The organism is Nocardia sp. NPDC051570 (assembly GCF_044454005.1).
Lineage (GTDB): Bacteria > Actinomycetota > Actinomycetes > Mycobacteriales > Mycobacteriaceae > Nocardia.
In genome coordinates, this window is sequence record NZ_JBITDI010000009.1 from 240,078 (window position 1) to 260,824 (window position 20,747).

At 66.9% G+C, this 20,747-nt stretch carries 20 protein-coding genes; 13 read left to right on the plus strand and 7 right to left on the minus strand.

What is annotated here, in order from left to right; translation table 11 throughout:
- Positions 1 to 53: 53 nt before the first annotated feature.
- The 6 genes from ACIA76_RS23980 to ACIA76_RS24005 all read left to right on the plus strand — a co-directional run bounded on the left by ACIA76_RS23980 (position 54) and on the right by ACIA76_RS24005 (position 7,962).
- Positions 54 to 932, plus strand: coding sequence for an aminodeoxychorismate lyase (locus tag ACIA76_RS23980; protein WP_397154230.1), 879 nt, complete (start codon positions 54 to 56; stop codon positions 930 to 932).
- Positions 933 to 1,033: 101 nt separating this feature from the next.
- Positions 1,034 to 2,482: a cytochrome ubiquinol oxidase subunit I gene (locus ACIA76_RS23985; RefSeq protein ID WP_397154233.1), complete on the plus strand. Its 1,449-nt coding sequence runs from the start codon at positions 1,034 to 1,036 to the stop codon at positions 2,480 to 2,482.
- A gap of 12 nt (positions 2,483 to 2,494) precedes the next feature.
- A complete protein-coding gene (gene cydB / locus ACIA76_RS23990; RefSeq protein ID WP_397154235.1) occupies positions 2,495 to 3,565 on the plus strand; it encodes a cytochrome d ubiquinol oxidase subunit II in 1,071 nt (356 codons plus the stop codon).
- 2 nt (positions 3,566 to 3,567) lie between these two features.
- On the plus strand, positions 3,568 to 5,292 hold the full coding sequence (cydD, locus tag ACIA76_RS23995) for a thiol reductant ABC exporter subunit CydD (protein WP_397154238.1): 1,725 nt from the start codon (positions 3,568 to 3,570) through the stop codon (positions 5,290 to 5,292).
- On the plus strand, positions 5,289 to 6,974 hold the full coding sequence (locus tag ACIA76_RS24000; protein WP_397154240.1) for an ATP-binding cassette domain-containing protein: 1,686 nt from the start codon (positions 5,289 to 5,291) through the stop codon (positions 6,972 to 6,974). Before cydD ends, ACIA76_RS24000 begins: the two co-directional genes overlap by 4 nt.
- A 397-nt stretch (positions 6,975 to 7,371) precedes the next feature.
- Positions 7,372 to 7,962 (plus strand): Uma2 family endonuclease, encoded by a 591-nt coding sequence (locus ACIA76_RS24005; protein WP_397154243.1) that lies wholly within the window; start codon positions 7,372 to 7,374, stop codon positions 7,960 to 7,962.
- Here the strand turns inward: ACIA76_RS24005 and ACIA76_RS24010 are convergent.
- The 6 genes from ACIA76_RS24010 to ACIA76_RS24035 all read right to left on the minus strand — a co-directional run bounded on the left by ACIA76_RS24010 (position 7,950) and on the right by ACIA76_RS24035 (position 12,076).
- Positions 7,950 to 8,672, minus strand: coding sequence for an FABP family protein (locus ACIA76_RS24010; protein ID WP_397154245.1), 723 nt, complete (start codon positions 8,670 to 8,672; stop codon positions 7,950 to 7,952). The two genes, ACIA76_RS24005 and ACIA76_RS24010, sit on opposite strands and share 13 nt — an antisense overlap.
- Before the next feature lie 198 nt (positions 8,673 to 8,870).
- Positions 8,871 to 9,176, minus strand: a complete 306-nt coding sequence (locus tag ACIA76_RS24015; RefSeq protein ID WP_397154248.1) for a DUF1416 domain-containing protein — start codon at positions 9,174 to 9,176, stop codon at positions 8,871 to 8,873.
- 4 nt (positions 9,177 to 9,180) lie between these two features.
- Complete coding sequence (locus ACIA76_RS24020; protein ID WP_397154251.1) at positions 9,181 to 10,014, minus strand: sulfurtransferase; 834 nt, start codon at positions 10,012 to 10,014, stop codon at positions 9,181 to 9,183.
- A 30-nt stretch (positions 10,015 to 10,044) separates the two neighbouring features.
- Entirely contained in the window at positions 10,045 to 10,554 is a 510-nt protein-coding gene (locus ACIA76_RS24025) for a DUF4395 domain-containing protein (protein ID WP_397154253.1), read from the minus strand.
- A 272-nt stretch (positions 10,555 to 10,826) separates the two neighbouring features.
- On the minus strand, positions 10,827 to 11,279 hold the full coding sequence (locus ACIA76_RS24030; protein WP_397154255.1) for a thioredoxin family protein: 453 nt from the start codon (positions 11,277 to 11,279) through the stop codon (positions 10,827 to 10,829).
- Entirely contained in the window at positions 11,276 to 12,076 is an 801-nt protein-coding gene (locus ACIA76_RS24035; RefSeq protein WP_397154258.1) for an LmeA family phospholipid-binding protein, read from the minus strand. The genes ACIA76_RS24030 and ACIA76_RS24035 overlap by 4 nt, the downstream gene beginning before the upstream one ends.
- 288 nt (positions 12,077 to 12,364) lie before the next feature.
- Between ACIA76_RS24035 and ACIA76_RS24040 the strand changes: the two genes are divergently transcribed.
- The 7 genes from ACIA76_RS24040 to ACIA76_RS24070 all read left to right on the plus strand — a co-directional run bounded on the left by ACIA76_RS24040 (position 12,365) and on the right by ACIA76_RS24070 (position 20,047).
- On the plus strand, positions 12,365 to 13,135 hold the full coding sequence (locus ACIA76_RS24040; protein WP_397154260.1) for a winged-helix domain-containing protein: 771 nt from the start codon (positions 12,365 to 12,367) through the stop codon (positions 13,133 to 13,135).
- Positions 13,132 to 14,037: a mycothiol synthase gene (gene mshD / locus ACIA76_RS24045; protein ID WP_397154262.1), complete on the plus strand. Its 906-nt coding sequence runs from the start codon at positions 13,132 to 13,134 to the stop codon at positions 14,035 to 14,037. Before ACIA76_RS24040 ends, mshD begins: the two co-directional genes overlap by 4 nt.
- A 295-nt stretch (positions 14,038 to 14,332) precedes the next feature.
- Positions 14,333 to 15,463: a phosphate ABC transporter substrate-binding protein PstS gene (gene pstS / locus ACIA76_RS24050; protein ID WP_397154264.1), complete on the plus strand. Its 1,131-nt coding sequence runs from the start codon at positions 14,333 to 14,335 to the stop codon at positions 15,461 to 15,463.
- 162 nt (positions 15,464 to 15,625) lie between these two features.
- Positions 15,626 to 16,531, plus strand: coding sequence for a phosphate ABC transporter permease subunit PstC (gene pstC, locus ACIA76_RS24055; protein ID WP_397154525.1), 906 nt, complete (start codon positions 15,626 to 15,628; stop codon positions 16,529 to 16,531).
- Positions 16,531 to 17,433 carry a phosphate ABC transporter permease PstA gene (pstA, locus tag ACIA76_RS24060; RefSeq protein ID WP_397154266.1) on the plus strand — a complete coding sequence of 301 codons (903 nt, stop codon included), beginning with the start codon at positions 16,531 to 16,533 and terminating at the stop codon, positions 17,431 to 17,433. Before pstC ends, pstA begins: the two co-directional genes overlap by 1 nt.
- A gap of 21 nt (positions 17,434 to 17,454) precedes the next feature.
- Entirely contained in the window at positions 17,455 to 18,231 is a 777-nt protein-coding gene (gene pstB, locus ACIA76_RS24065; RefSeq protein WP_397154268.1) for a phosphate ABC transporter ATP-binding protein PstB, read from the plus strand.
- Positions 18,232 to 18,427: 196 nt separating this feature from the next.
- Complete coding sequence (locus tag ACIA76_RS24070; protein WP_397154270.1) at positions 18,428 to 20,047, plus strand: MFS transporter; 1,620 nt, start codon at positions 18,428 to 18,430, stop codon at positions 20,045 to 20,047.
- A gap of 14 nt (positions 20,048 to 20,061) precedes the next feature.
- Here ACIA76_RS24070 and phoU read toward each other — a convergent pair whose 3' ends face one another.
- Positions 20,062 to 20,733, minus strand: coding sequence for a phosphate signaling complex protein PhoU (phoU, locus tag ACIA76_RS24075; protein WP_397154272.1), 672 nt, complete (start codon positions 20,731 to 20,733; stop codon positions 20,062 to 20,064).
- Between the last annotated feature and the right edge of the window lie 14 nt (positions 20,734 to 20,747).

Sequence of the window (20,747 nt, forward strand, 5' to 3'; positions counted from 1 at the left end):
CCGGGAGTTCGGTACCCCCTCGCGGCGCGATCTATTCGCCTAGGCTTCCTCGCATGGTGGATCGAGTTCTGGTGACACTCGACGGTGTGGTCCGGGATCCGGGTGAGCCGTTGATTACTGCGGATGACATCGGCGTACTGCGCGGCGACGGCGTCTTCGAAACGGTCTTGGTACGCGACGGCAAGGCATGCGCGATCGAATTGCATCTGGCCCGGCTGCGGCGGTCGGCCGAGGCACTGGAGCTGCCCGTACCCGATCCGGGCCGATGGCGCACCGCGGTGGAGGCCGCGGCCAAGGAGTGGGGCACCGAGCGCGAGGGACAGCTGCGCCTGATACTGACCCGCGGCCGCGACGGCGTCGATGACGCCGAGGGCAGTGCCTACGTGCTGGTGCTGCCGGTCGCCGAGCGGGTGGGCAAGGCTCGCGCCGAAGGGGTTTCGGTGATCACCCTGACCCGCGGCGTCTCGGTCGACCTCGCCCAGAACGCGCCCTGGCTGCTGTTCGGCGCGAAAACCCTGTCCTATGCCACGAATATGGCGGCCCTGCGCTTCGCGGCGCGCATGGGCGCCGACGATGTCATCTTCACCAGCACCGAACATCGCGTCCTGGAGGGTCCGCGCTCGACCGTGGTGATCCAGCGCGATAAACAACTCATCACACCGCCCGCGCGCCAGGGCGTGCTGCCCGGCATCACCCAGCGCGCGTTGTTCGCCGAGGCCGAGAAGGCCGGGTGGGAATGTCGCTACGAGTCGTTCTTCACCGCGGATCTCATTACCGCCGAGAGTATTTGGCTGCTGTCGAGCGTGACGTTGGCCGCACGGGTCTCCTCGCTGGACGGGTTGCGCATGTCCGCGCCCGAGGGTGCCGAGGAGATCTCGGAACTGGTGGAGCGCGGTATCGCCAGGCCGTGGAAGCTCGCAGACTGGACGTGACCGTCGAATGTCCCGGAGTGTCGTGACGTAAGACTCGTTGTCCGGCGATCCATCCCGCGTAGCCTTTACTACGACATGTCGTAGTAGGGCAGGAGGGCTGGATGAACGTCGTCGACGTCTCGCGGTGGCAGTTCGGGATCACCACCGTCTATCACTTCCTCTTCGTCCCGCTCACCATCGGTCTCGCACCCCTGGTCGCCGGCATGCAGACCGCGTGGGTTATCACTGGCAACGACCGCTGGTACCGGATGACGAAGTTCTTCGGCAAGTTGTTCATGATCAACTTTGCCCTCGGCGTGGTGACGGGCATCGTGCAGGAATTCCAGTTCGGCATGAACTGGAGCGAATACTCCCGATTCGTCGGCGACGTATTCGGCGCGCCGCTGGCCATGGAGGGTCTGGTGGCCTTCTTCATGGAGTCGACATTCCTGGGGCTGTGGATCTTCGGCTGGACGCGGTTGCCGAAAGTCGTTCACCTGGCGACGATCTGGATGGTCGCCATCGGCGTGAACGCCTCGGCGTACTTCATCATCGCCGCCAATTCGTTCATGCAGCATCCGGTCGGCGCGACCTTCAATCCGCAGACCCATCGCGCCGAACTGACCAGCATCTGGCAGCTGCTGTCGAACAACACGGCGCTGGCGGCCTTTCCGCATGTGGTCGCCGGATCCTTCCTCACCGCGGGCACATTCGTGGCCGGGATCGCGGGCTGGTGGATGGTCCGGGAGGTGCGGCGCGGGAATGTCGATCTCGCCCGCACGATCTGGCGGCCGGCCGGGCGGATGGGCATGTGGGTGATCGTGGTGTCGGGTATCGCGCTGGCGCTGACCGGTGACGTGCAGGGCAAGCTGATGTTCAAGCAGCAGCCGATGAAGATGGCCTCGGCGGAATCGCTGTGCCACACCCAGGTCGATCCGAAGTTCTCGGTGCTGACTGTCGGCACGCACAACAACTGCGACAGCGTGACGCATGTGCTCGAGGTGCCGGGCGTGCTGTCGTATCTGGCCGAGGGCAAGTTCAGTGATGTGAAGCTGGCGGGCGTCAAGGATCTGCAGGCCGCCTACAACGAGCGCTACGGCGTCGGCGACTATCGGCCCAATCTGTTCGTCACCTACTGGACCTTCCGGGCCATGATCACCTGGGCGGTCGGCTCGGCGCTGATCGCCCTGGCCGGCTTCTGGGTGACCCGGCGCGGCCGGGTGCCGGGGGCGCGGTGGTTCTCGTGGCTGAGCCTGCTGGTACTCCCGACGCCGTTCCTGGGTAACAGCGCGGGCTGGGTGTTCACCGAGATGGGTCGGCAGCCGTGGGTGGTCGCGCCCAATCCGACCGGTGATCCGAATATCCGAATGACGGTGCAGCAGGGCGTATCCGGTAATACCGCGGGGCAGGTGTTGTTCTCGCTGATCGTCTTCGCATTGCTGTACGGGACGCTGGCGATCGTGTGGTTCTACCTCATGCGCCGCTATGTGATCGCGGGTCCGGAGGAGGCGTCGCATGCGGCGTCGGATTCGGAAACCGTTGCTGTCGAAAAACTTTCGTTCGCCTACTGAGGGAGTGCGAGGATGAGTCTGCCGGAATTCTGGTTCGTCCTGATCGGGGTGTTGTTCACCGGCTACTTCCTGTTGGAGGGCTTCGACTTCGGTGTCGGCATGTTGATGCCGATCATCGGCCGCGGCGACGAGACCCGAAAACGCGCCGTGCTCAACACCATCGGGCCGGTCTGGGACGGTAACGAGGTGTGGTTGATCACCGGCGCAGGGGCGATGTTCGCGGCGTTCCCGGAGTGGTACGCGAGCCTGTTCTCCGGGTTCTATCTGGCGTTGTTGCTGATTCTGGTCGCACTGATCGTGCGGGCCGTGGCCATCGAATACCGCGGCAAGATCAACGATCCGCGCTGGCGGCGCTGGTGCGATGCGGCGATCGGCTTCGGGTCGTGGGTGCCCGCGCTCGCGTGGGGCCTGGCCTTCGCCGCCATGGTGCACGGGGTGAAGATGAACGAGCGCAAGCAGATCGGCGGCAATCTGCTGGATCTGCTGACGCCCTACGCGCTGCTGGGCGCGGCGGCGATGACGCTGTTGTTCGCGCTGCACGGGGCGGTGTTCATCGGCCTCAAGACCGGCGGTGAGGTCCGCGACAGCGCCGAGCGGATCGCCAGATGGCTACTGATCCCGACCGCGGTCGTGGTGGCGGGATTCGGGATCTGGACCCAGCTCGCCCACGGCAAGGGCTGGACGTGGATGCTGTTGGCGCTGGCGGTGTTCGGGCTCGCCATGGCCGCCCTCGCGGTGTATCGCGGTCGTGACGGATGGGCGTTCACCGGTACCGCGCTGACCGTGATCGCCGCGGTGGCGTTGCTGTTCGGTGCGCTGTTCCCGTATGTGCTGCCCTCGACCATCGATGCGGCCTACGGGCTCACGATCGACGGGCGCGTGGTGGACGGGCACGCCACCGTCAGCGCCTCTTCCACGCACTACACCATGGTGGTGATGAGCTGGGTGGCGGCGGTGATGACGCCGCTGGTGGTGCTCTATCAGGGCTGGACGTACTGGGTGTTCCGGCAGCGCATCACCGTCGATCAGATTCCCGCGCCGATCGGACTGCCGTTCCGGTCGACGGAGCCGGTCCGGAACTGATCATGGCCCGCCCGATCGACCCGCGTCTGTGGCGGTACGCCCGTTCGGCCCGCCGGTATCTCGTGCTGAGTGTCGCGCTGTCGCTGGTGATCACGGGCTGCATCGTGGTCGCGGCGCTCGCGCTGGCTCGGGTGCTGGCCGGGGTGATCACCGACCCGGAGCGGCGCACGATCGGTTCGTGGGCCGTGGCGCTGGCGGTGCTGGCGATCGCGGTGGCGGTCCGGTGCGTGGCCACCTGGTGGCAGGCCCGGCTCGCGCATCGCGCCGGTGCGCGGGTGGTGGCGGAGCTGGAAGGTGCGGTGCTGGCCGCCGGCGCCGGGCTGGCGCCGCGCGAACTCGATTCGCGGCGTGCCGAGTTGGCGGTTGTGGTGGGCAGCGGTCTCGGTGGACTGCGGGCGTATCTGACCGGCTATCTGCCCGCCCTGCTGCTCGCGGCGCTGGTGCCGCCGATCGTACTGGCGGTCATCGCACTGCACGATCCGACGGCCGGAGTGATCGTGCTCGTCACGCTGCCGCTGATTCCGGTGTTCATGGTATTGATCGGGCTGATGACGCAGGGGCGGGCGGCCGCGACCCTGTCGGCCACCGCGCGGCTGTCGGATCAGCTGCTGGATCTGTTCGCCGGGATGCCGACCCTGCGGGCGCTGGGACGCGAGACCGAATCCGGGCCGACCATGCGCGATCGCGTTCGGGCGCTGGGTGATTCGCTGCATCGGCGGACGATGGCCGCGCTGCGGGTGGCGTTCCTGTCCTCGATGGTGCTCGAGCTGCTGGCGACGCTGTGCGTGGCCCTGGTGGCGGTGTCGATCGGTATGCGGCTGGTATTCGGTCATATGGAGCTGTATGCCGGGCTGGTGGGTCTGATCCTGGCGCCGGAGGTGTATCTGCCGCTGCGGGCGGTAGGGGAGCGGTTCCATGCCGCCCAGGACGGAATGGCCGCCGCGGATAAGGCTTTCGCGGTTCTGGAGCCGGACCGCGAACGCGCCGAGCCGGTCACTGGGAGCCGCCGGATACCGAACTTCCAGGGGCATATCGAGATTCGCGATCTCGGTGTGGCCGCGCGCGACGGCCTGGCTCCGGCGGACCTGTCCGCCGCGCTGCGCCCCGGCCGGATCACGATGCTCACCGGCCCGAACGGATGCGGGAAATCGACTGCTCTGCAGGCGATCCTGGGGCTCGCGACACCCGAACACGGCACGGTGACCGTCGACGGCATACCCGTCCCCGATCTCGATCCCGAGTGGTGGTGGAGCCGCCTGGCCTGGCTCCCACAGCGCCCGGTCCTCCTGCCCGGCACCCTCCGCGAAAACCTCGAACTCTTCGGCACCCGGCCCCGAATCACATCCGACCTCGAATCAGTCTGCGCCGCCACGGGATTCGACACTGTTCTGGCCGACCTCCCCGACGGCTGGAACACCCCGATAGGCCCCGGCGGCCTGGGCCTGTCCCTCGGACAACGCCAACGCCTGGCCCTCACCCGAGTCCTGGCCACCGACCGCCCCATCCTCCTACTGGACGAGCCCACCGCCCACCTCGACGACACCACCGAAGCCACGGTCCTCGAGGCCCTGACCACCCGAGCTCGAGCCGGTACCACGATCATCATCGTGGCCCACCGCCCCACCCTCCTGTCCATAGCCGACCACATAATCCCCGTCCACTCCGAAGCCTTCCCACCCGAACCCGAACCCGCCCAACAGAACCCACTGCAGGCGGCCTCCCGATGACGCATCCTCGCGGCGTGGCCGGGGATCTCCGGCGGATGTGGAGCCTGCTCGAGTTGTCGCCGCGGCGGGTGCTGTTGTCGGTGCTGTGGGGTGTGGTCGCACTGGGGAGTGGGCTCGGGCTGGCCGCGTTGGCGGCGTGGTTGATCGCGCGGGCCTGGCAGATGCCGCCGGTGCTGGATTTGAGTGTGGCGGTGGTGGCTGTTCGGGCACTGGGGATTTCGCGGGGGGTGTTTCGGTATGTGGAGCGGCTGGCCACGCATGATGTGGCGTTGCGGGCCATGACTACCGCGCGGGAGACGGTCTACGCATCGTTGGCGGCGGCGGATATCTGGACCGGAAGGCCCAGGGGAGCAACGGATTCCACGCGGTTGCGGCGGGGGGATCTGTTGACTCGGATCGGGAGCGATATCGACGATCTCGGGGCCGTGGTGGTGCGGGCGCTGATGCCGATCGCGGTGGCGGCGGTACTGGCGGTGGCGGCGATCGGGCTGCTGGCCACGATCTCGATGGCGGCCGCGGTCGTACTCGCCCTGGCATTGGCTCTCGCGGGGGTGTTCGCACCCTGGCTGTCCGCGCGGGCGGCGCGGGAGGCCGAGCTGGCGGTGCGCGCGGACCGGGCCGAATTCACCGCGGCCGCGGTGACCGTCCTCGATCACGCCGCCGAACTGCGGGTCGCCGGACGACTCGACGGCGCGCTGGCCACGGCCACCTCGGCCGGGCGTCGCGCGGTCGCGGCCGAGGATCGCGCCGCCTCGCACAGTGCCTGGTCGGCCGCCGCGACGCCGCTGGCCATCGGCGTCAGCGTGCTCGGCGCCCTGCTCATTGGAATCCTGTTGTACGGCAACGGTTCCGGCGCACCCGCCGCCGCGCCGCAGCCCGCCGCGCCGGGCGGTACCACTCCGATGGCGCTGGCCGTGCTCGTCCTACTGCCACTGTCGGCATTCGAGGCCGTCGCGGTGCTGCCCGCCGCCGCGCAGGCGCTCACGAAAGGCCGTGCGGCACTGCATCGGATCGAGGCGCTGCGGCGTGACGCGGGGGCCGATCCCTGGCACCGCCGCCGCGCACTGCCCGAACTGCCCGCCGGACGCCGCATCGCGGTGATCGGACCGAGCGGAGCGGGGAAGACCACCGCGCTGATGGCCTGGGCCGGACTGTTCGACACCGCACGCCCGGGTGCCACCTTCTTCGCCGAGGACGCGCATCTGTTCGGCACCACGGTGCTGGAGAATCTGCGCGTCGCCCGGCCGGAACTCACCGCCGCGGAGGCCGAAAAGGCCCTGCGCACGGTCGGTTTGGGTGAATGGCTCGACGGTGCACCCGAGGGCGTGCACACCGATCTGATCGGCGGCGCCGCCGCGGTGTCCGGAGGTCAGCGCCGCCGCATCCTGCTGGCCCGCGCGCTGATCTCCCCGGCCGAGGTGTTGCTGCTCGACGAACCCACCGAACATCTCGAGGACGCGGCCGGAGCCGATCTGTTGCGCGCCCTGCTCGACGTGGACAGCGGGCTGATCGCCCCGGACCGCACGGTCGTGGTCGTCACCCATCGGCTGCCGCCGGACCATCGCGCGGACACGATCGTCGACATCGACGCCTCCGGCCGCGCCGCGATCCGGAAAACCCGCTCTGAACAGGCCGTTCGCCCGGCGAGAAATTCCGTTGCCGACAGTCGGTCGGCCGACTAAATTCGTCTGTACACGGGAAAGGAGGTGGTTCGGAGAATGAGTAATTCGAGGACACGTGAGGTGGCTGTCAGCTAGCGCCACCGCTGCTGACGGATTATCGTTCGCGCGAGCGTTGAGCTAATCCCAGGCAGCCACCCGACCCCCGAGCTCCGGTGAGTCCGACCGGAATTGCGTGAGGACTTGGCCTCCGCAATCAGCTCGGGGGTCGTACTCGTCCGCCTCTCCGCGATTTTGGCCGTACCAGTTGGGTGCCATGGGGGTTGGTCACAGGGCCTGCGTTGGGAGGGTTGTGAGTTTTGGGCGTTCCCGGTGAGTTACCCATGTTCTTGCGAAATCATGGGGTGCGTTTTTCAAGTGGCCCCCAGGTGGGGGTGGGGTTCGGGATAGAGTCGGGGGCATGACGACTCTGGCGGTGCCGCAGTGGTTGATTCCTCCTGTTGGTGGGTTTACCGTGGAGCATTTTCTGCGGTTGACGGGGTTGCCCAAGCGGACCGAATTGATCGATGGCAGCCTGATTTTCGTTGCGCCGCAAAGTAAGTGGCACAGTCGGGTGGTGATGTTGCTCGAGGAGGAGCTCGATCGGCAGGCGCCCGAGGAGTTTCGGGCCGATTGGGAGATGGCCGTGCGGCTCGGCGATCGGCAGATGCCGGTGCCGGATGTGGTGGTCGTGACCGAGGAGGCGTACGAACGTGACGAGCCCTCGTCGTACTACTTCGCCGAGGACGTGCTGATCGTCGTCGAGGCGGTATCGCCGGACTCCGAGGAGCGCGACCGCGAGACCAAACCGGCCAAATACGCCAAGGCGCGAATTCCGCACTACTGGCGCGTCGAAAGCAATGGCGCCGATGCCGTCGTGCATACCTTCCAGCTGGATCCGAACGCGAATCGCTATACGGGCACGGGCATCTTCCACGATCGGCTGTATCTGACCGACCCCTTCGAAGTGGATGTCGAACTCGAAGGGATCGGGGCGCGTCAGCCGATGTAGCGCTGCAACCGGGCCGACAGGCGCGGCTTCAGGGCGCCGTCGGCCTCCACACGCTCCTCGACGTAGCCGAGGTCGCCGCCGTCGATGATGCCGTAGAGGCGCTTGGCGCCGCCCACGACCGCGCCGGACTGGCTGCGGATCACCACATCGGTGGCCAGCTCCCACGAGGATTGGGTCAGGGCCTGGCCGTAGAACAGTTCGACGATGCCGGAGCTGTGCGTGAGCAGCAGCTCGATCACCTCGTCGTCGCCGTCGATGCCGACCCGCCAGAAACCCGTCTCGCGCAGGTCCGGCCCGCCGTAACCGCCCTCGGAATCGATGATCCAGGAACGCGATTCCCAGGACAGATAGTCGCCGCCGTCGTGGGAGACGATGAGCTGCTGGCCGAAGTGATAGTCGCCGCGCTCGGCGTCGTTACCCTCGCCCTCACCGCGCCACACGCCGACCAGCGGCAGCAGGGCGAGCATGGAGGAACTCAGATCCGGGCCCAGGCGGAGATTGGCGGTGTCCTCCGGCAGCGGCAGATCGGGCAACTGTGGAATGTTGCGGGCGCCAGTGGATTTCGCGCGCTCGGATGCCTCGGCGACCGCCTGGTCGCCGCTGCGGCGCGCGCCATCGCCACTCGTATCGCTCTCGCGGCGACCGCTCGACTGATGAGCCGTCCCGTTCGCCGTCGCGCTCTCTGCGTGCTGGTTGTCCGCGTCGGTCACGACTCGGTGAACAGCCGATAGAGGACGTACAGACCGAACCAGGCGATCAGCACGGAGACGAGAACCAGCAGAATCTCGAAGGCAAGGACCACGTATCGAAGTCTAACGAAACCGGGTCCACTTCATCGAAACGGCCCCGGGATGTCCTTTCCCGGGGCCGTTTCGGTCCGTGACGCGCGACGTCTCAGTGCGGTCGCACTACTTCGCCACCGTGACATCGATGGCGTGGATGCCCGCGCCCTCCGGCTTCACCTGCGCCGAGCCGTTACCGGCCGACGACAGCGCGCGGATGGTCCAATCGCCCGGAGCGGCGAAGAAGCGGAAATCACCGGTGCCCGAGGCGACGACCTCGGCGGTGAACTCGTCACTGGAGTCCAGCAGCCGGACGAACGCGCCGCCGACGGGGTTGCCCTCGCCGTCGAGCACGCGACCGGTCAGCACGGTCTCCTTCTCCACGTCCACATTGGCGGGCAGGGTCTGGCCCTGGGTAGGTGCTGCGCACATGTGATTACGCTCCCAACTCGATCGGTGCACCGACGAGGGAGCCGTACTCGGTCCAGCTCCCGTCGTAGTTCTTGACGTTCTGATGGCCCAGCAGCTCGCGCAGCACGAACCAGGTGTGCGAGGAGCGCTCGCCGATCCGGCAGTAGGCGATGGTCTCCTTCTCGCCGTTCAGCCCGGCTTCCTTGTAGAGCGTCGCGAGATCCGCGTCGGACTTGAAGGTGCCGTCCTCGTTCGCGGCCTTGCTCCACGGCACGTTGATCGCGCTGGGGATGTGGCCGGGACGCTGGCTCTGCTCCTGCGGCAGATGGGCCGGGGCGAGGATCTTGCCGGAGAACTCGTCGGGCGAGCGCACGTCGACCAGGTTCTTGGTGCCGATGGCATCGATGACCTCGTCGCGGAAGGCGCGGATGGTCAGATCCTGATCGCCGGCCTTGTAGGTGGTGGCCTCGCGGTGCACCGCATCCTTCGACAGCGGGCGGCCGTCGAGCTCCCACTTCTTGCGGCCGCCGTCGAGCAGCTTGACGTTCTGGTGGCCGTACAGCTTGAAGTACCAGTACGCGTACGCGGCGAACCAGTTGTTGTTACCGCCGTAGAGGACCACGGTGTCGTTGTTGGCGATACCGCGCGCCGACAGCAGATCCGAGAACTGCTCGCGGTTGACGAAGTCGCGCCGCACCGAGTCCTGCAGATCCTGCTTCCAGTCGAGCTTCACGGCGCCCTCGATATGGCCCGTGTCGTAGGCGGAGGTGTCCTCGTCGACCTCGACGATCGCGACGCCGGGGGTGTTGAGGTTCTCTTCGACCCAGTCTGCGGAGACCAGGACGTCGGAGCGAGCCATGTTGTTCCTTTCGAGATGTGAACTGCCGGGCTAGGAGGGAGAGTTGGTGGGGGCCGGGGACTTCGGGAGCAACCGCTGGGCGAGGGGGTAGATCTTGCAGCCCAGGCAGATGCCGAAGGCCGCGTTCAGGAACGCCGCGAACAGGGCGAAGGCGGCGAAGATCGTCCCGGTCACGCCGCTGCCGAAGGCGAAGCCCAGGAAGCTGATCGCGGCGAAGACGAATCCGACCAGCTGCGCGAACCGCACGGGCGCCGCCGGTTCGGTTTCGGCGGGCGGGCCGATGCGCGGGGCCACGAAGGTGGCATAGAGCCATCCGTACGGGCTGCGCCGTGGACCGTACAACGCACCGAGCGCGAACACGATGGTCTGCAGGCCGATCAGCACGGCGGCGAGCGGGGTGGAGAAGGCGGCGGCGATCAGGACCAGCACGAGTACGGCGGTCGTGATCCAGGCCGAGAAGCGGGGGCCGCGAACATCCACGTGGCCGGCCGGAATGCGTTGGGGTGTTTGGGAATCGGTGATAGAGGTGTGCTCCGACATCGGATACTCCTGCGCTGTGATCAGGTTTCGGCTGTCAAAAGGTGCGGCAGATCACGAGGGGATCTACGAGATCACTCAGACGGTGGAAAAACCGGTCGGCGGCAGAAGGGTGCGAAGGGCCGACCGGCTAGATGCACAGGCAGCAACAACCGCCGAGGCGGCACAGATCAACTGTGCGGCGTCGGGTGAGCATCAGCTCTCGGCGGGTTTGCACGTAAGGGAGTTTACCCGTTTCGGGGCGGGAATTGGACCCCGGGTCCGGATCCTGGGATTCAGGCGGCTTCGGGCACGGTCAGCGGGCTGAGCGCGCTGCGCAGATCGCCCGACTTCGGGACGCCGGAGATCCGGAATCGCTCGCGGCCGCGGGCGTCGAAGACGAAGGTGGTCGGCAGCGAGAGCACGTTCAGCTCCTTGGCCAGCGCGGGTTCGGCATCGATGTCGACCTCGATATCCAGTGGGGGCTGCGGTGTTTCGGCCAGATCGGCGACCACACCGGCCACCACCCGCCGGACCGCCGCGCACGGACCGCACCAGTCGGCGGAGAAGTGCACGACCGCGGGCACCTCACCCTGCACGCCGACCGCGGCCAGCAGTTCGGTGCGGGCGTCGTCGCCGGTCATATCGGCGCCGGCCGAGGTCCGGACCCGCCCCTCGCGCAGGCGGATCGCCAGCCCCGCGGCCAGGCCGGCCAGCAGCACGACCGCCAGAATTGTGATCTGCATCATGATCGGGCAAACCTGTTCATCTCGAGCGTCATGTTCTCGCCCTCGCCCTCGACGATGATCTCGCCGCCGAGTGCCTGGACCTTGGTGGGATGTACGCCGAACGGCAGATCCCTCGTGTCGATGGTGCGCGTGAAGCGGGCCAACACCGCCGCCTTGTCCAGATCCGGACCCAATGTCGTGGCGGTCGCGGCGTCGGCCTCTTCCCCACGATAGATATCGGTGGCCACCACGCGCACCTGGTCGCCCTCGAGCATCAGATTCACCTTGACGCTGACCCGGGTGGTGCTGCGCGATTCGGGTCCGAGCTGGATGCTGCCGGTGAGCAGATAGGTATTGCCCTGGATGGTCATGCCGGTGCCGCCGGATCCGCCCGTGCCGTCGGACTTGTCGGCCGGCGGACCGGTCAGCGACAGGTTCGGGATGTTCAGCAGCCGACCGAGTCCCAGCGAGTCGATGCGCATACGCCCGGAGACGCGGTCCACCGGCACCGAACCCATCTTCCCGTCGACCAGATCGCCGATCGGGATGTGCACGCCGTTGAGGGTGGCCTCGACCTGGATCTCGCCGGGAACCTCGGGATGATTGGCGCGGGCCCGGATCTCGACGTTGCGATAATCACCCCGCCAGGCCTGCACCGCGAACGGAAACCCGTGAATGGTGACCTCGGGATCGGCACTGAGATCGCCGCCCGCCCGCAGGGCCCGCGACACCCGGTACTCGGTATAGGCCGCCGCGGTGAAGTCGGTGACCACCGCGAGCGCCACCACCAGCAGCACCCCGACGATCACCTTCCGCATGAGCGCCAGCCCTCGATTCCCGGTGTACAACGCATGCACGCACGATATCTGTTGGTACAGAGGGCGGCTCGACCCCGCATCCGGCGCTGGCGTGCCGGACGCGGGGACAGGGGGTGGAGCGGCCGCTCAGCGCCGGACGCAAGGACCCGCAACGTGCGTCGGTTGCCCGGATTGCGTGGTCACCGGTTCGAACGCGCTAATGTAGGTCCGAATTACCTGTGCGTACGAGCATGGAATCGCGAAAGACACCGAGGTTGCCCGCGGACATGCCAGATTGGGAGGAGAGCTGTGGAGCTGCTCCTGCTGACCTCCGACCCGAATCCGGAGTCGGTGCTGCCGTCGCTGTCGTTGCTGCCGCATCACATCCGACCGGCGCCGACCGAGGTTGCCTCGCTGCTCGAGGCCGGGTCGGCGGATGTGGCCCTGGTGGACGCGAGAACCGATCTGGCCGCCGCGCGCGGGCTGTGCCGATTGCTCGGTAGTACCGGATCCTCGGTACCGGTGGTGGCGGTGCTCACCGAGGGCGGTCTGGTCGCGGTCAACGCCGACTGGGGTGTGGATGACATTCTGCTGCCCGGCACCGGGCCCGCGGAACTCGATGCGCGACTGCGACTTCTGGTGGCGCGCAACGGTGGCGCCGTCAGTCCCGAGAACAGCGGCAAGATCACCCTTGGTGAGTTGGTGATCGACGAGGGCACCTACACCGCCCGCCTGCGCGGCCGCCCGCTCGACCTGACCTACAAGGAGTTCGAACTCCTCAAGTACCTCGCACAGCATGCGGGCCGGGTGTTCACCCGTGCCCAGCTGCTGCAGGAGGTGTGGGGCTACGACTTCTTCGGCGGCACCCGCACGGTCGATGTGCATGTGCGACGCCTGCGCGCCAAACTCGGCACCGAATACGAATCGCTCATCGGCACGGTCCGCAACGTCGGCTACAAGGCGGTCCGCCCGGCCCGCGCGGCCAAGGGCGACGCGGTCCCCCCATTCCCCGAGGACGACGACAACGCCGGCGGCACCGACGACGCACAGCTCACCCCGGCGACCGGAACTCTCCCGTGAGCGAACCGCATACCGGTTGGACCGACGAGGTCACCCCCGATATCGCCGCGGCCATCGTCGAACTGCTGGACCGGGCGACCGAAATCGACGGTGTCGCACCGGTTTCCGAGCAGGCAGTACTGTCGCTGACCACACCCTCGTCCGCTCGGCATCTGCTGATCGAGCGCGACGGCGCGGTGGCGGGATATGCGAATCTCGTTGTGGCACATGATGATCACCCCGCCATGGCCGAGGCCGTGGTGGATCCGCGTCAGCGCTCGCGCGGTCTCGGCGCGGAGCTGGTGGCCGGCGCGCTGGCCGTGGGCGGCCCGGATGCCCGGGTGTGGGCGCACGGCAACCTCGCGCCCGCGCGGGCGGTCGCCGGACGCCTCGGACTGACCGTGGCGCGCGAACTGTGGCAGATGCGACGCCCTCTAGCAACATCGGAGCTACCAGAACTGGCCGTGCCCGCCGAGATCGTTCTGCGCACCTACGCCGGGCCCGCGGACGATACCGAACTGTTACGGGTCAACAACGCCGCCTTCGACTGGCACCCCGAGCAGGGCGGCTGGAGCGAGGCCGAGATCACCGCGCGCCGCGACTCGTCGTGGTTCGACCCCAAGGGGTTGTTCCTCGCGGCCGATGCCGCGGATCCGTCCCGCATCCTCGGCTTCCACTGGACCAAGGTGCACGACGACGAGCAGCCGCCCGTCGGCGAGGTATACGTGGTCGCGATCGATCCGACCGCCCAGGGCCGCGGCCTCGGTCGCCTGCTCACCCTGGCGGGCCTGCATTACCTGCGCGACCGTGGTCTGGGCGAGGTGCTGCTCTACACCGAGGCCGATAACACCGCGGCCGTGCACACCTACACTCGCCTGGGGTTCGAACCGGCCCATATCGACGTGGCGTACGCCACGCCCTGATCCCCGCCGGTAAGCCCGAAGCCCCCTGTCGGTCAGGTCGAAGACCCCGGAAGGTCACTTCATGACATGTCCGCAGTAACTTTGCGGCAAATGTCACATCTATCGGGCGCAATCGCGCCGGGTTGTTCACCTTCCGTTCACTTACCCAGGTCCAACTGTCAACCGGCCGAACCTACGTTACTTGAGGGCGCCATACGGCCGCCCGGTGTGCAAGTTCTCCGCGAACCGGCCCACCACAGCACCCGCCCGGTCGTTGAGGGATCGGGCGCGCCCAGCGATTCTCGGAGGAATTCAGTTGAATCTCAAGCGCAGCAGCGCCTTTGTCGGCGTGCTCGCCGCGAGCGCCGCCCTGACCTTGTCGGCTTGTGGCAGCGATGACAACGCGGCACCGGGCAACGGCACCGGCACCGGCAGCAAGGTCAACGTCGATTGCGGCGGTAAGAAGTCTCTCAAGTCCAGTGGTTCCACCGCGCAGAAGAACGCGATGGACCGCTTCGTGGCCGCGTACCAGACCAACTGCGACGGTTACAAACTCGACTACACCGCCAGCGGTTCGGGTGCGGGCGTCAACGACTTCCTCGGCGGCCAGACCGATTTCGCCGGTTCCGACTCGCCGCTGGACCCGGCCAAGGGTGAGCCCGACAAGGCCGCGCAGCGCTGTGGCTCCCCGGCGTGGAATCTGCCGGCCGTCTTCGGCCCGATCGCCATCACCTACAACCTGAACGGCATCGATAACCTGGTGCTGGACGGCCCGACCGCCGCCGCGGTCTTCAGCGGTCAGATCAGCAAGTGGAACGACCCGCAGATCCAGAAGCTGAACACGCAGATCGCGTCCAAGCTTCCGGACCAGGACATCCACGTGGTGTTCCGCAGCGACCAGTCCGGCACCACCGACAACTTCCAGCAGTACCTGGCCGCGGCGTCGAAGGGCGGCTGGGGCACCCGGGGTGCGGGTAAGGACTTCAAGGGTGGAGTCGGCGAGGGCGCCAAGGGCAACGAGGGCACCTCGGCCGCCATCAACAACACCCCCGGCTCGGTCACCTACAACGAGTGGTCGTTCGCCAAGTCGCAGAACCTGAAGATGGCGCGCATCCTCACCGATTCGGCCGTCAAGCCGGTCGATCTGACCGTCGATTCGGCGCAGAAGGCCGTCGCGGGCGTGAAGGTCAAGGGCCAGGGCAACGATCTGGTGCTCGACACCACCTCGTTCTACAACCCGACCGATCCCGGCGCGTACCCGATCATGCTGGCCACCTACGAGATCGTGTGCTCCAAGTACGCCGACGCCGATACCGGTAAGGCCGTCAAGGCGTTCCTGACCTCGGTGGTCACCAACGGACAGAACGGTCTCGACCAGGCCGGGTACATCCCGATTCCGGACTCGTTCAAGGGCAAGCTGTCCGACGCGATCAAAGCCATCTCCTGATAGTCGCCTGAAACCATGACCGTCCACGACGAAGTCACCCCCGCGGGCCAGTCGGACTCGACCGGCCCGCGGACGGGTGGAGATACTCCCCTCATGTCCAGTGAATCCAGCACAGAACCGCCGACGACCAAGAGCCGTCGCGGCCACAACAAGACACCGGAAATGATCTTCCGGTCGCTGGCCACCGCGGCCGGCGCGACGATCGTCGCCGCCATCGCGCTCATCGCGCTGTTCCTGCTGATTCGGGCGGTGCCCTCGATCAGGGCCAATGAGGCGAACTTCTTCACCAGCACCGAATTCAGCACCGGCGATGCCAACCATCTGCGGTTCGGTATCCGCGACCTGTTCATGGTCACGGTGCTCAGCTCGGTATTCGCGCTCGCGATCGCGGTGCCGCTGGGTGTCGGAATCGCTCTGTTCCTGACCCAGTACGCACCGAAGACGCTGTCCCGGCCATTCTCGATCCTGGTGGATCTGCTGGCGGCGGTGCCTTCGATCGTGTTCGGTCTCTGGGGTTATCTGGTGTTGGCCAAGCGGTTGGTGCCGTTGGAGAACCTCCTCAACGACGACCTCGGCTGGTTCTTCCTGTTCAAGAACGGCAACGTGTCGATCGGCGGCGGTGGCACCATCTTCACCGCGGGTGTGGTGCTGGCGGTGATGATCCTGCCGATCATCACCTCGGTCAGCCGCGAGGTCTTCAATCTCACTCCGCGCGCGCATATCGAGGCCGCACAGGCACTGGGCGCCACCAAATGGGAGGTGGTGCGGATGACCGTGCTGCCGTACGGACGCAGCGGTGTCATCGCCGGATCGATGCTCGGTCTCGGCCGGGCGCTCGGCGAGACGATCGCGGTCCTCGTGGTGCTGCGCACCGCGACCAAGGCCGGACACTGGTCGCTGTTCGACGGCGGCTATACCTTCGCCTCCAAGATCGCCTCGGCCGCATCGGAATTCAGTCAGGCGCTGCCCACCGGCGCCTATATCGCGGCCGGTTTCGTGCTGTTCGTGCTGACCTTCCTGGTCAACGCGCTGGCCCGGATCGCTGCCGGAGGGAAGGTGAACGGCTGATGGCCACCCCGACGCTCGATCGTCCGGTCAAGGCGCCGGCGTTCCGTCAGGTCAGTGCGAGCCGCAAGATCCGCAACGGCGTCGCGACCGCGGTCATGTGGCTCTGCTTCGCGATCGCGCTGGTCCCGCTGGGCTGGGTGCTGATCCTGGTGCTGAACAAGGGTTTCCACGCCGTCACCCGCAACGGCTGGTGGACCAAATCGCAGAACGGCCTGCTGCCCAACCAATACGGCGGCGGTGTCTACCACGCGATCTACGGCACCATCGTGCAATCGGCCGTGGCCGCGGTGATCGCGGTGCCGCTGGGCATCATGGCCGCGGTGTTCCTGGTCGAATACGGCCGCGGCTGGCTGGCCAAGACCACCACGTTCATGGTCGACATCCTGGCCGGTGTGCCCTCGATCGTGGCGGCGCTGTTCGTCTTCGCGTTCTGGATCTCCACCTTCGGCTTCCCGCAGAGCTCGTTCGCGGTATCGCTGGCGTTGCTGCTGCTGATGTTGCCGGTGGTGGTGCGCAGCACCGAGGAGATGCTCAAACTCGTGCCCGACGAATTGCGCGAGGCCTCATACGCTCTGGGCATCCCGAAGTGGAAGACCATCCTGCGCATCGTCATTCCCACGGCGCTGCCGGGCATGATCAGCGGCATGCTGCTGGCGCTGGCCCGTGTCATGGGCGAGACCGCGCCGGTGCTGGTGCTGGTCGGCTATTCGAGGTCGATCAACTTCGACGTCTTCAACGGGAATATGGCGTCGCTGCCGCTGCTGATCTATCAGGAGCTGGCCAACCCGGAGCCCGCGGGCCGGATGCGGGTCTGGGGCGCGTCGCTGACGCTGATTCTCATGATCGCGGTGCTGTACCTCGGGGCGGCGGTCGTCAACAAGCTGCTCACGCGGAACCGATAGAAGCGAACGGAATATCGACACATGGCCAAGCGGATCGATGTCAAAGACCTCAACATCTACTACGGCAAGTTCCACGCCGTCGCGGATGTGAGGCTGACCGTGCTGCCCCGCAGCGTCACCGCCTTCATCGGACCCTCGGGCTGCGGTAAGTCCACGGTGCTGCGCTCGCTCAACCGCATGCACGAGGTAACCCCGGGCGCCCGCGTCGAGGGTGCGGTGCTGCTCGACGGCGAGGACATCTACGGCTCGACCGTGGATCCGGTCGGCGTGCGGCGCACCATCGGCATGGTGTTCCAGCGCCCGAACCCGTTCCCCACCATGTCGATTCGCGACAATGTGGTGGCCGGGCTGCGGCTGCAGGGCGTGCGCGGCAAGAAGGAACTCGACGAGGTCGCCGAGCGCTCGCTGCGCGGTGCGAACCTGTGGAACGAGGTGAAGGACCGCCTGGACAAGCCGGGCGGCGGCCTGTCGGGTGGTCAGCAGCAGCGGCTCTGCATCGCCCGCGCCATCGCGGTCTCGCCCGATGTGCTGCTGATGGATGAGCCCTGTTCGGCGCTGGACCCGATCTCCACGCTCGCGATCGAGGATCTGATCGCCGAGCTGAAGAAGGAGTTCACCATCGTCATCGTCACGCACAACATGCAGCAGGCCGCCCGTGTGAGCGACCAGACGGCCTTCTTCAATCTCGAGGCCCAGGGCAAGCCCGGTCGTCTCGTCGAGATCGACGAGACGGAGAAGATCTTCTCCAACCCGGCCCGCAAGGAGACCGAGGACTACATCTCGGGTCGTTTCGGATAGCAAACCGGCCCATCGACCGTCACGGCCCCGGGGAAATCCGGGGCCGTTTCGCGTTCTCGGCTCGATATGGTGAGGCGCGTCACATCAGCCGCCCTGTGTTAGCTATGCCATCTCCTACCCGGGTCGGTTGTTGCGACTCGACGTAACAGATAATGTCTTCCCAACTACACCGATCGTTCTAGTCGGGAGGCATCAGATGGCGGTATCGACGGCGAGCCTGCGGCTCGAGCGGCGGATTCCGGTCGCGATGCGGCTGCGCATACTCGCTCTGATCGCGATCTGTCTCGCGGAACTGCTCGTGGTGCTCGACAACACCGTGGTCAATGTGGCGCTGCCTTCGATTGCGGTGCAGTTGCAGGCGCGGATGAGCGGGCTGCAGTGGATCGTGGACGCGTTCACGCTGGCCTTCGCCGGACTGCTGCTGGCGCTCGGGCATCTCGGCGATCGGTTCGGCCGTCGCCGCGTCATGGTCATCGGCCTGGCCGGTGTGGCGGTCATGTCCGGCGCGGGTGCGTTGTCGACGAACCTCGGCCAGGTCATCGCGGCGCGCGCCGGCATGGGAGTCTTTGCGGCCGCGGTCTTTCCGGCCACGCTGGCGCTGATCATCAACCTGTTCCCCGAGGCGCGCGCCCGGGCCGCGGCGATCGCGCTGTGGACGTCCATGGCCGGGGTCGCGGTCGCCATCGGCCCGATCACCGGCGGCTATCTGCTGCAGTACTTCAGCTGGCATTCGGTGTTCTGGATCAATGTGCCGATCGCGATCATCGCGATCGCGGCCGTGCTGACGTTCGTGCCGGAATCGCGCGCCGAGCACACCGGTCGACTCGACATCGTCGGCATCGTGCTGTCGCTGATCGCGGTGGCCACGCTGGTGTGGACGATCATCGAGGCGCCCAAACAGGGCTGGCTGTCCGGGCGCAGCGTCGCCGGATACGCGATTTCGGTTGCGCTGCTGGTGATCTACGTCGCGTGGGAGCTGCGGGTGAGCTCGCCCGTGCTGGATGTGCGGCTGTTCCGGATCCGCCGGTTCTCGGTGCCCGCCGCCGCGATCACGGTGTCCTACTTCTGTGCCTTCGGCTTCCTGTTCCTGATCACCCAGTACTTCCAGGGCGTGAAGGAGTACAGCGCACTGCAATTCGGCATCCATTCGCTGCCGTTCGCGGCCGCGGTCGGCTTCGGCGCACCCATCGCGACGCTGGTGGCGCAGCGCATCGGCACCACCGCGACGGTGATCACCGGGCTGCTGATGCTGGCCACGGGCATGTACATCGCGGGTCAGGTGAAGGTCGACACCCCTTATCTGGGGCCGGTTGTCATCGCGATGGTGCTGATGGGTGTCGGCTTCGGCGTGGTGCAGGGCCCGTCCACCGAGTCGATCATGGGCTCGGTGCCACTGGAGGAGGCCGGAGCGGGATCGGCGGTCAACGACACCACGCGCGAGGTCGGCGGCACGCTCGGCGTCGCGGTGCTCGGTTCGATCATGGGTTCGATCTATACGAATCGGGTGGGTTCGCGCATCGACGCGATCCCGAACGGGATCATGAATCCGGATCAGAAGAGCCTGGCCCGCGATACCCCGATCAGCGTGATCGAGGTGGTGAAGGCGCCGGTCAGCTCATTCCTGGCCAAGCCGAAGGCCGAACTCGTCCACGCGATGAAGGTCGCGGCCCTCGAGGGCGCGCAGTCGGCCTCGTACGTGGCGGTCGGTGTGCTCCTGGTCTGCACTCTCGCCGTCGCGCTGCTACTGCCGTGGAAACCTCAGCACGGTAACTCGGTGCTGCTGGCCTGGCGCGAGAAGCCCACGCCGAGCGAATGATCCGCTCGCGCGACTCAGATCTTCTCGGCCTCGACGTCCGTATCGGGGGGCAGCACGCCGGTCACGAGGAAGACGACCCGGCGGCCGATCTCCACGGCATGGTCGGCGAAGCGCTCGTAGTAGCGGCCCAGCAGCGTGACATCCACGGCCGCGGCGACGCCGTACTTCCACTCCCGATCCATCAGCAGCGTGAACAGGTGGCGATGCAGATCGTCCATCGCCTCGTCGTCCTCGGTGAGCTGCGCGGCGCGCTCCGGGTCGCGGGTCTCGAGGACCTCCTTGGCCGCCGCGCCCATATTGACCGCGATCCGGCCCATCTCGGCGAAGTAGCCGTTGACCGCCTCGGGCAGGGCGTGATTCGGATGCCGCCGCCGTGCGACCTTGGCCACATGCAGTGCGAGCGCGCCCATCCGGTTCACATCGCCGACGATCTGAATGGCACTGACCACCTGCCGCAGATCACCGGCGACCGGCGCCTGCAGGGCCAGCAGTGCGAAGGCCTTCTCCTCGGCCAGCGTGTTCATCTCGGCGATCCGGTCGTACTCGCTGATCACCTGCTCGGCCAGCGTCAGATCGGCCTGCAGCAGCGACTGTGTCGCCTGCTCCATCGCCGAGCCCGCCAGCCCGGCCATCTCGCCGAGCAGCGTGGCGAGATCGGCCATTTGTTCGTTGTAGATGACACGCATGAAACCAAACATTA

What these genes read in the sequence shown, in the direction of transcription:
- ACIA76_RS23980 (WP_397154230.1), top strand. Translation starts at nt 54, where the DNA reads ATGGTGGATCGAGTTCTGGTGACACTCGACGGTGTGGTCCGGGATCCG.
- ACIA76_RS23985 (WP_397154233.1), top strand. Translation starts at nt 1,034, where the DNA reads ATGAACGTCGTCGACGTCTCGCGGTGGCAGTTCGGGATCACCACCGTC.
- cydB (WP_397154235.1), top strand. Translation starts at nt 2,495, where the DNA reads ATGAGTCTGCCGGAATTCTGGTTCGTCCTGATCGGGGTGTTGTTCACC.
- cydD (WP_397154238.1), top strand. Translation starts at nt 3,568, where the DNA reads ATGGCCCGCCCGATCGACCCGCGTCTGTGGCGGTACGCCCGTTCGGCC.
- ACIA76_RS24000 (WP_397154240.1), top strand. Translation starts at nt 5,289, where the DNA reads ATGACGCATCCTCGCGGCGTGGCCGGGGATCTCCGGCGGATGTGGAGC.
- ACIA76_RS24005 (WP_397154243.1), top strand. Translation starts at nt 7,372, where the DNA reads ATGACGACTCTGGCGGTGCCGCAGTGGTTGATTCCTCCTGTTGGTGGG.
- ACIA76_RS24015 (WP_397154248.1), bottom strand. Translation starts at nt 9,176, where the DNA reads ATGTGCGCAGCACCTACCCAGGGCCAGACCCTGCCCGCCAATGTGGAC.
- ACIA76_RS24020 (WP_397154251.1), bottom strand. Translation starts at nt 10,014, where the DNA reads ATGGCTCGCTCCGACGTCCTGGTCTCCGCAGACTGGGTCGAAGAGAAC.
- ACIA76_RS24025 (WP_397154253.1), bottom strand. Translation starts at nt 10,554, where the DNA reads ATGTCGGAGCACACCTCTATCACCGATTCCCAAACACCCCAACGCATT.
- ACIA76_RS24030 (WP_397154255.1), bottom strand. Translation starts at nt 11,279, where the DNA reads ATGATGCAGATCACAATTCTGGCGGTCGTGCTGCTGGCCGGCCTGGCC.
- ACIA76_RS24035 (WP_397154258.1), bottom strand. Translation starts at nt 12,076, where the DNA reads ATGCGGAAGGTGATCGTCGGGGTGCTGCTGGTGGTGGCGCTCGCGGTG.
- pstC (WP_397154525.1), top strand. Translation starts at nt 15,626, where the DNA reads ATGATCTTCCGGTCGCTGGCCACCGCGGCCGGCGCGACGATCGTCGCC.
- pstA (WP_397154266.1), top strand. Translation starts at nt 16,531, where the DNA reads ATGGCCACCCCGACGCTCGATCGTCCGGTCAAGGCGCCGGCGTTCCGT.
- pstB (WP_397154268.1), top strand. Translation starts at nt 17,455, where the DNA reads ATGGCCAAGCGGATCGATGTCAAAGACCTCAACATCTACTACGGCAAG.
- ACIA76_RS24070 (WP_397154270.1), top strand. Translation starts at nt 18,428, where the DNA reads ATGGCGGTATCGACGGCGAGCCTGCGGCTCGAGCGGCGGATTCCGGTC.
- phoU (WP_397154272.1), bottom strand. Translation starts at nt 20,733, where the DNA reads ATGCGTGTCATCTACAACGAACAAATGGCCGATCTCGCCACGCTGCTC.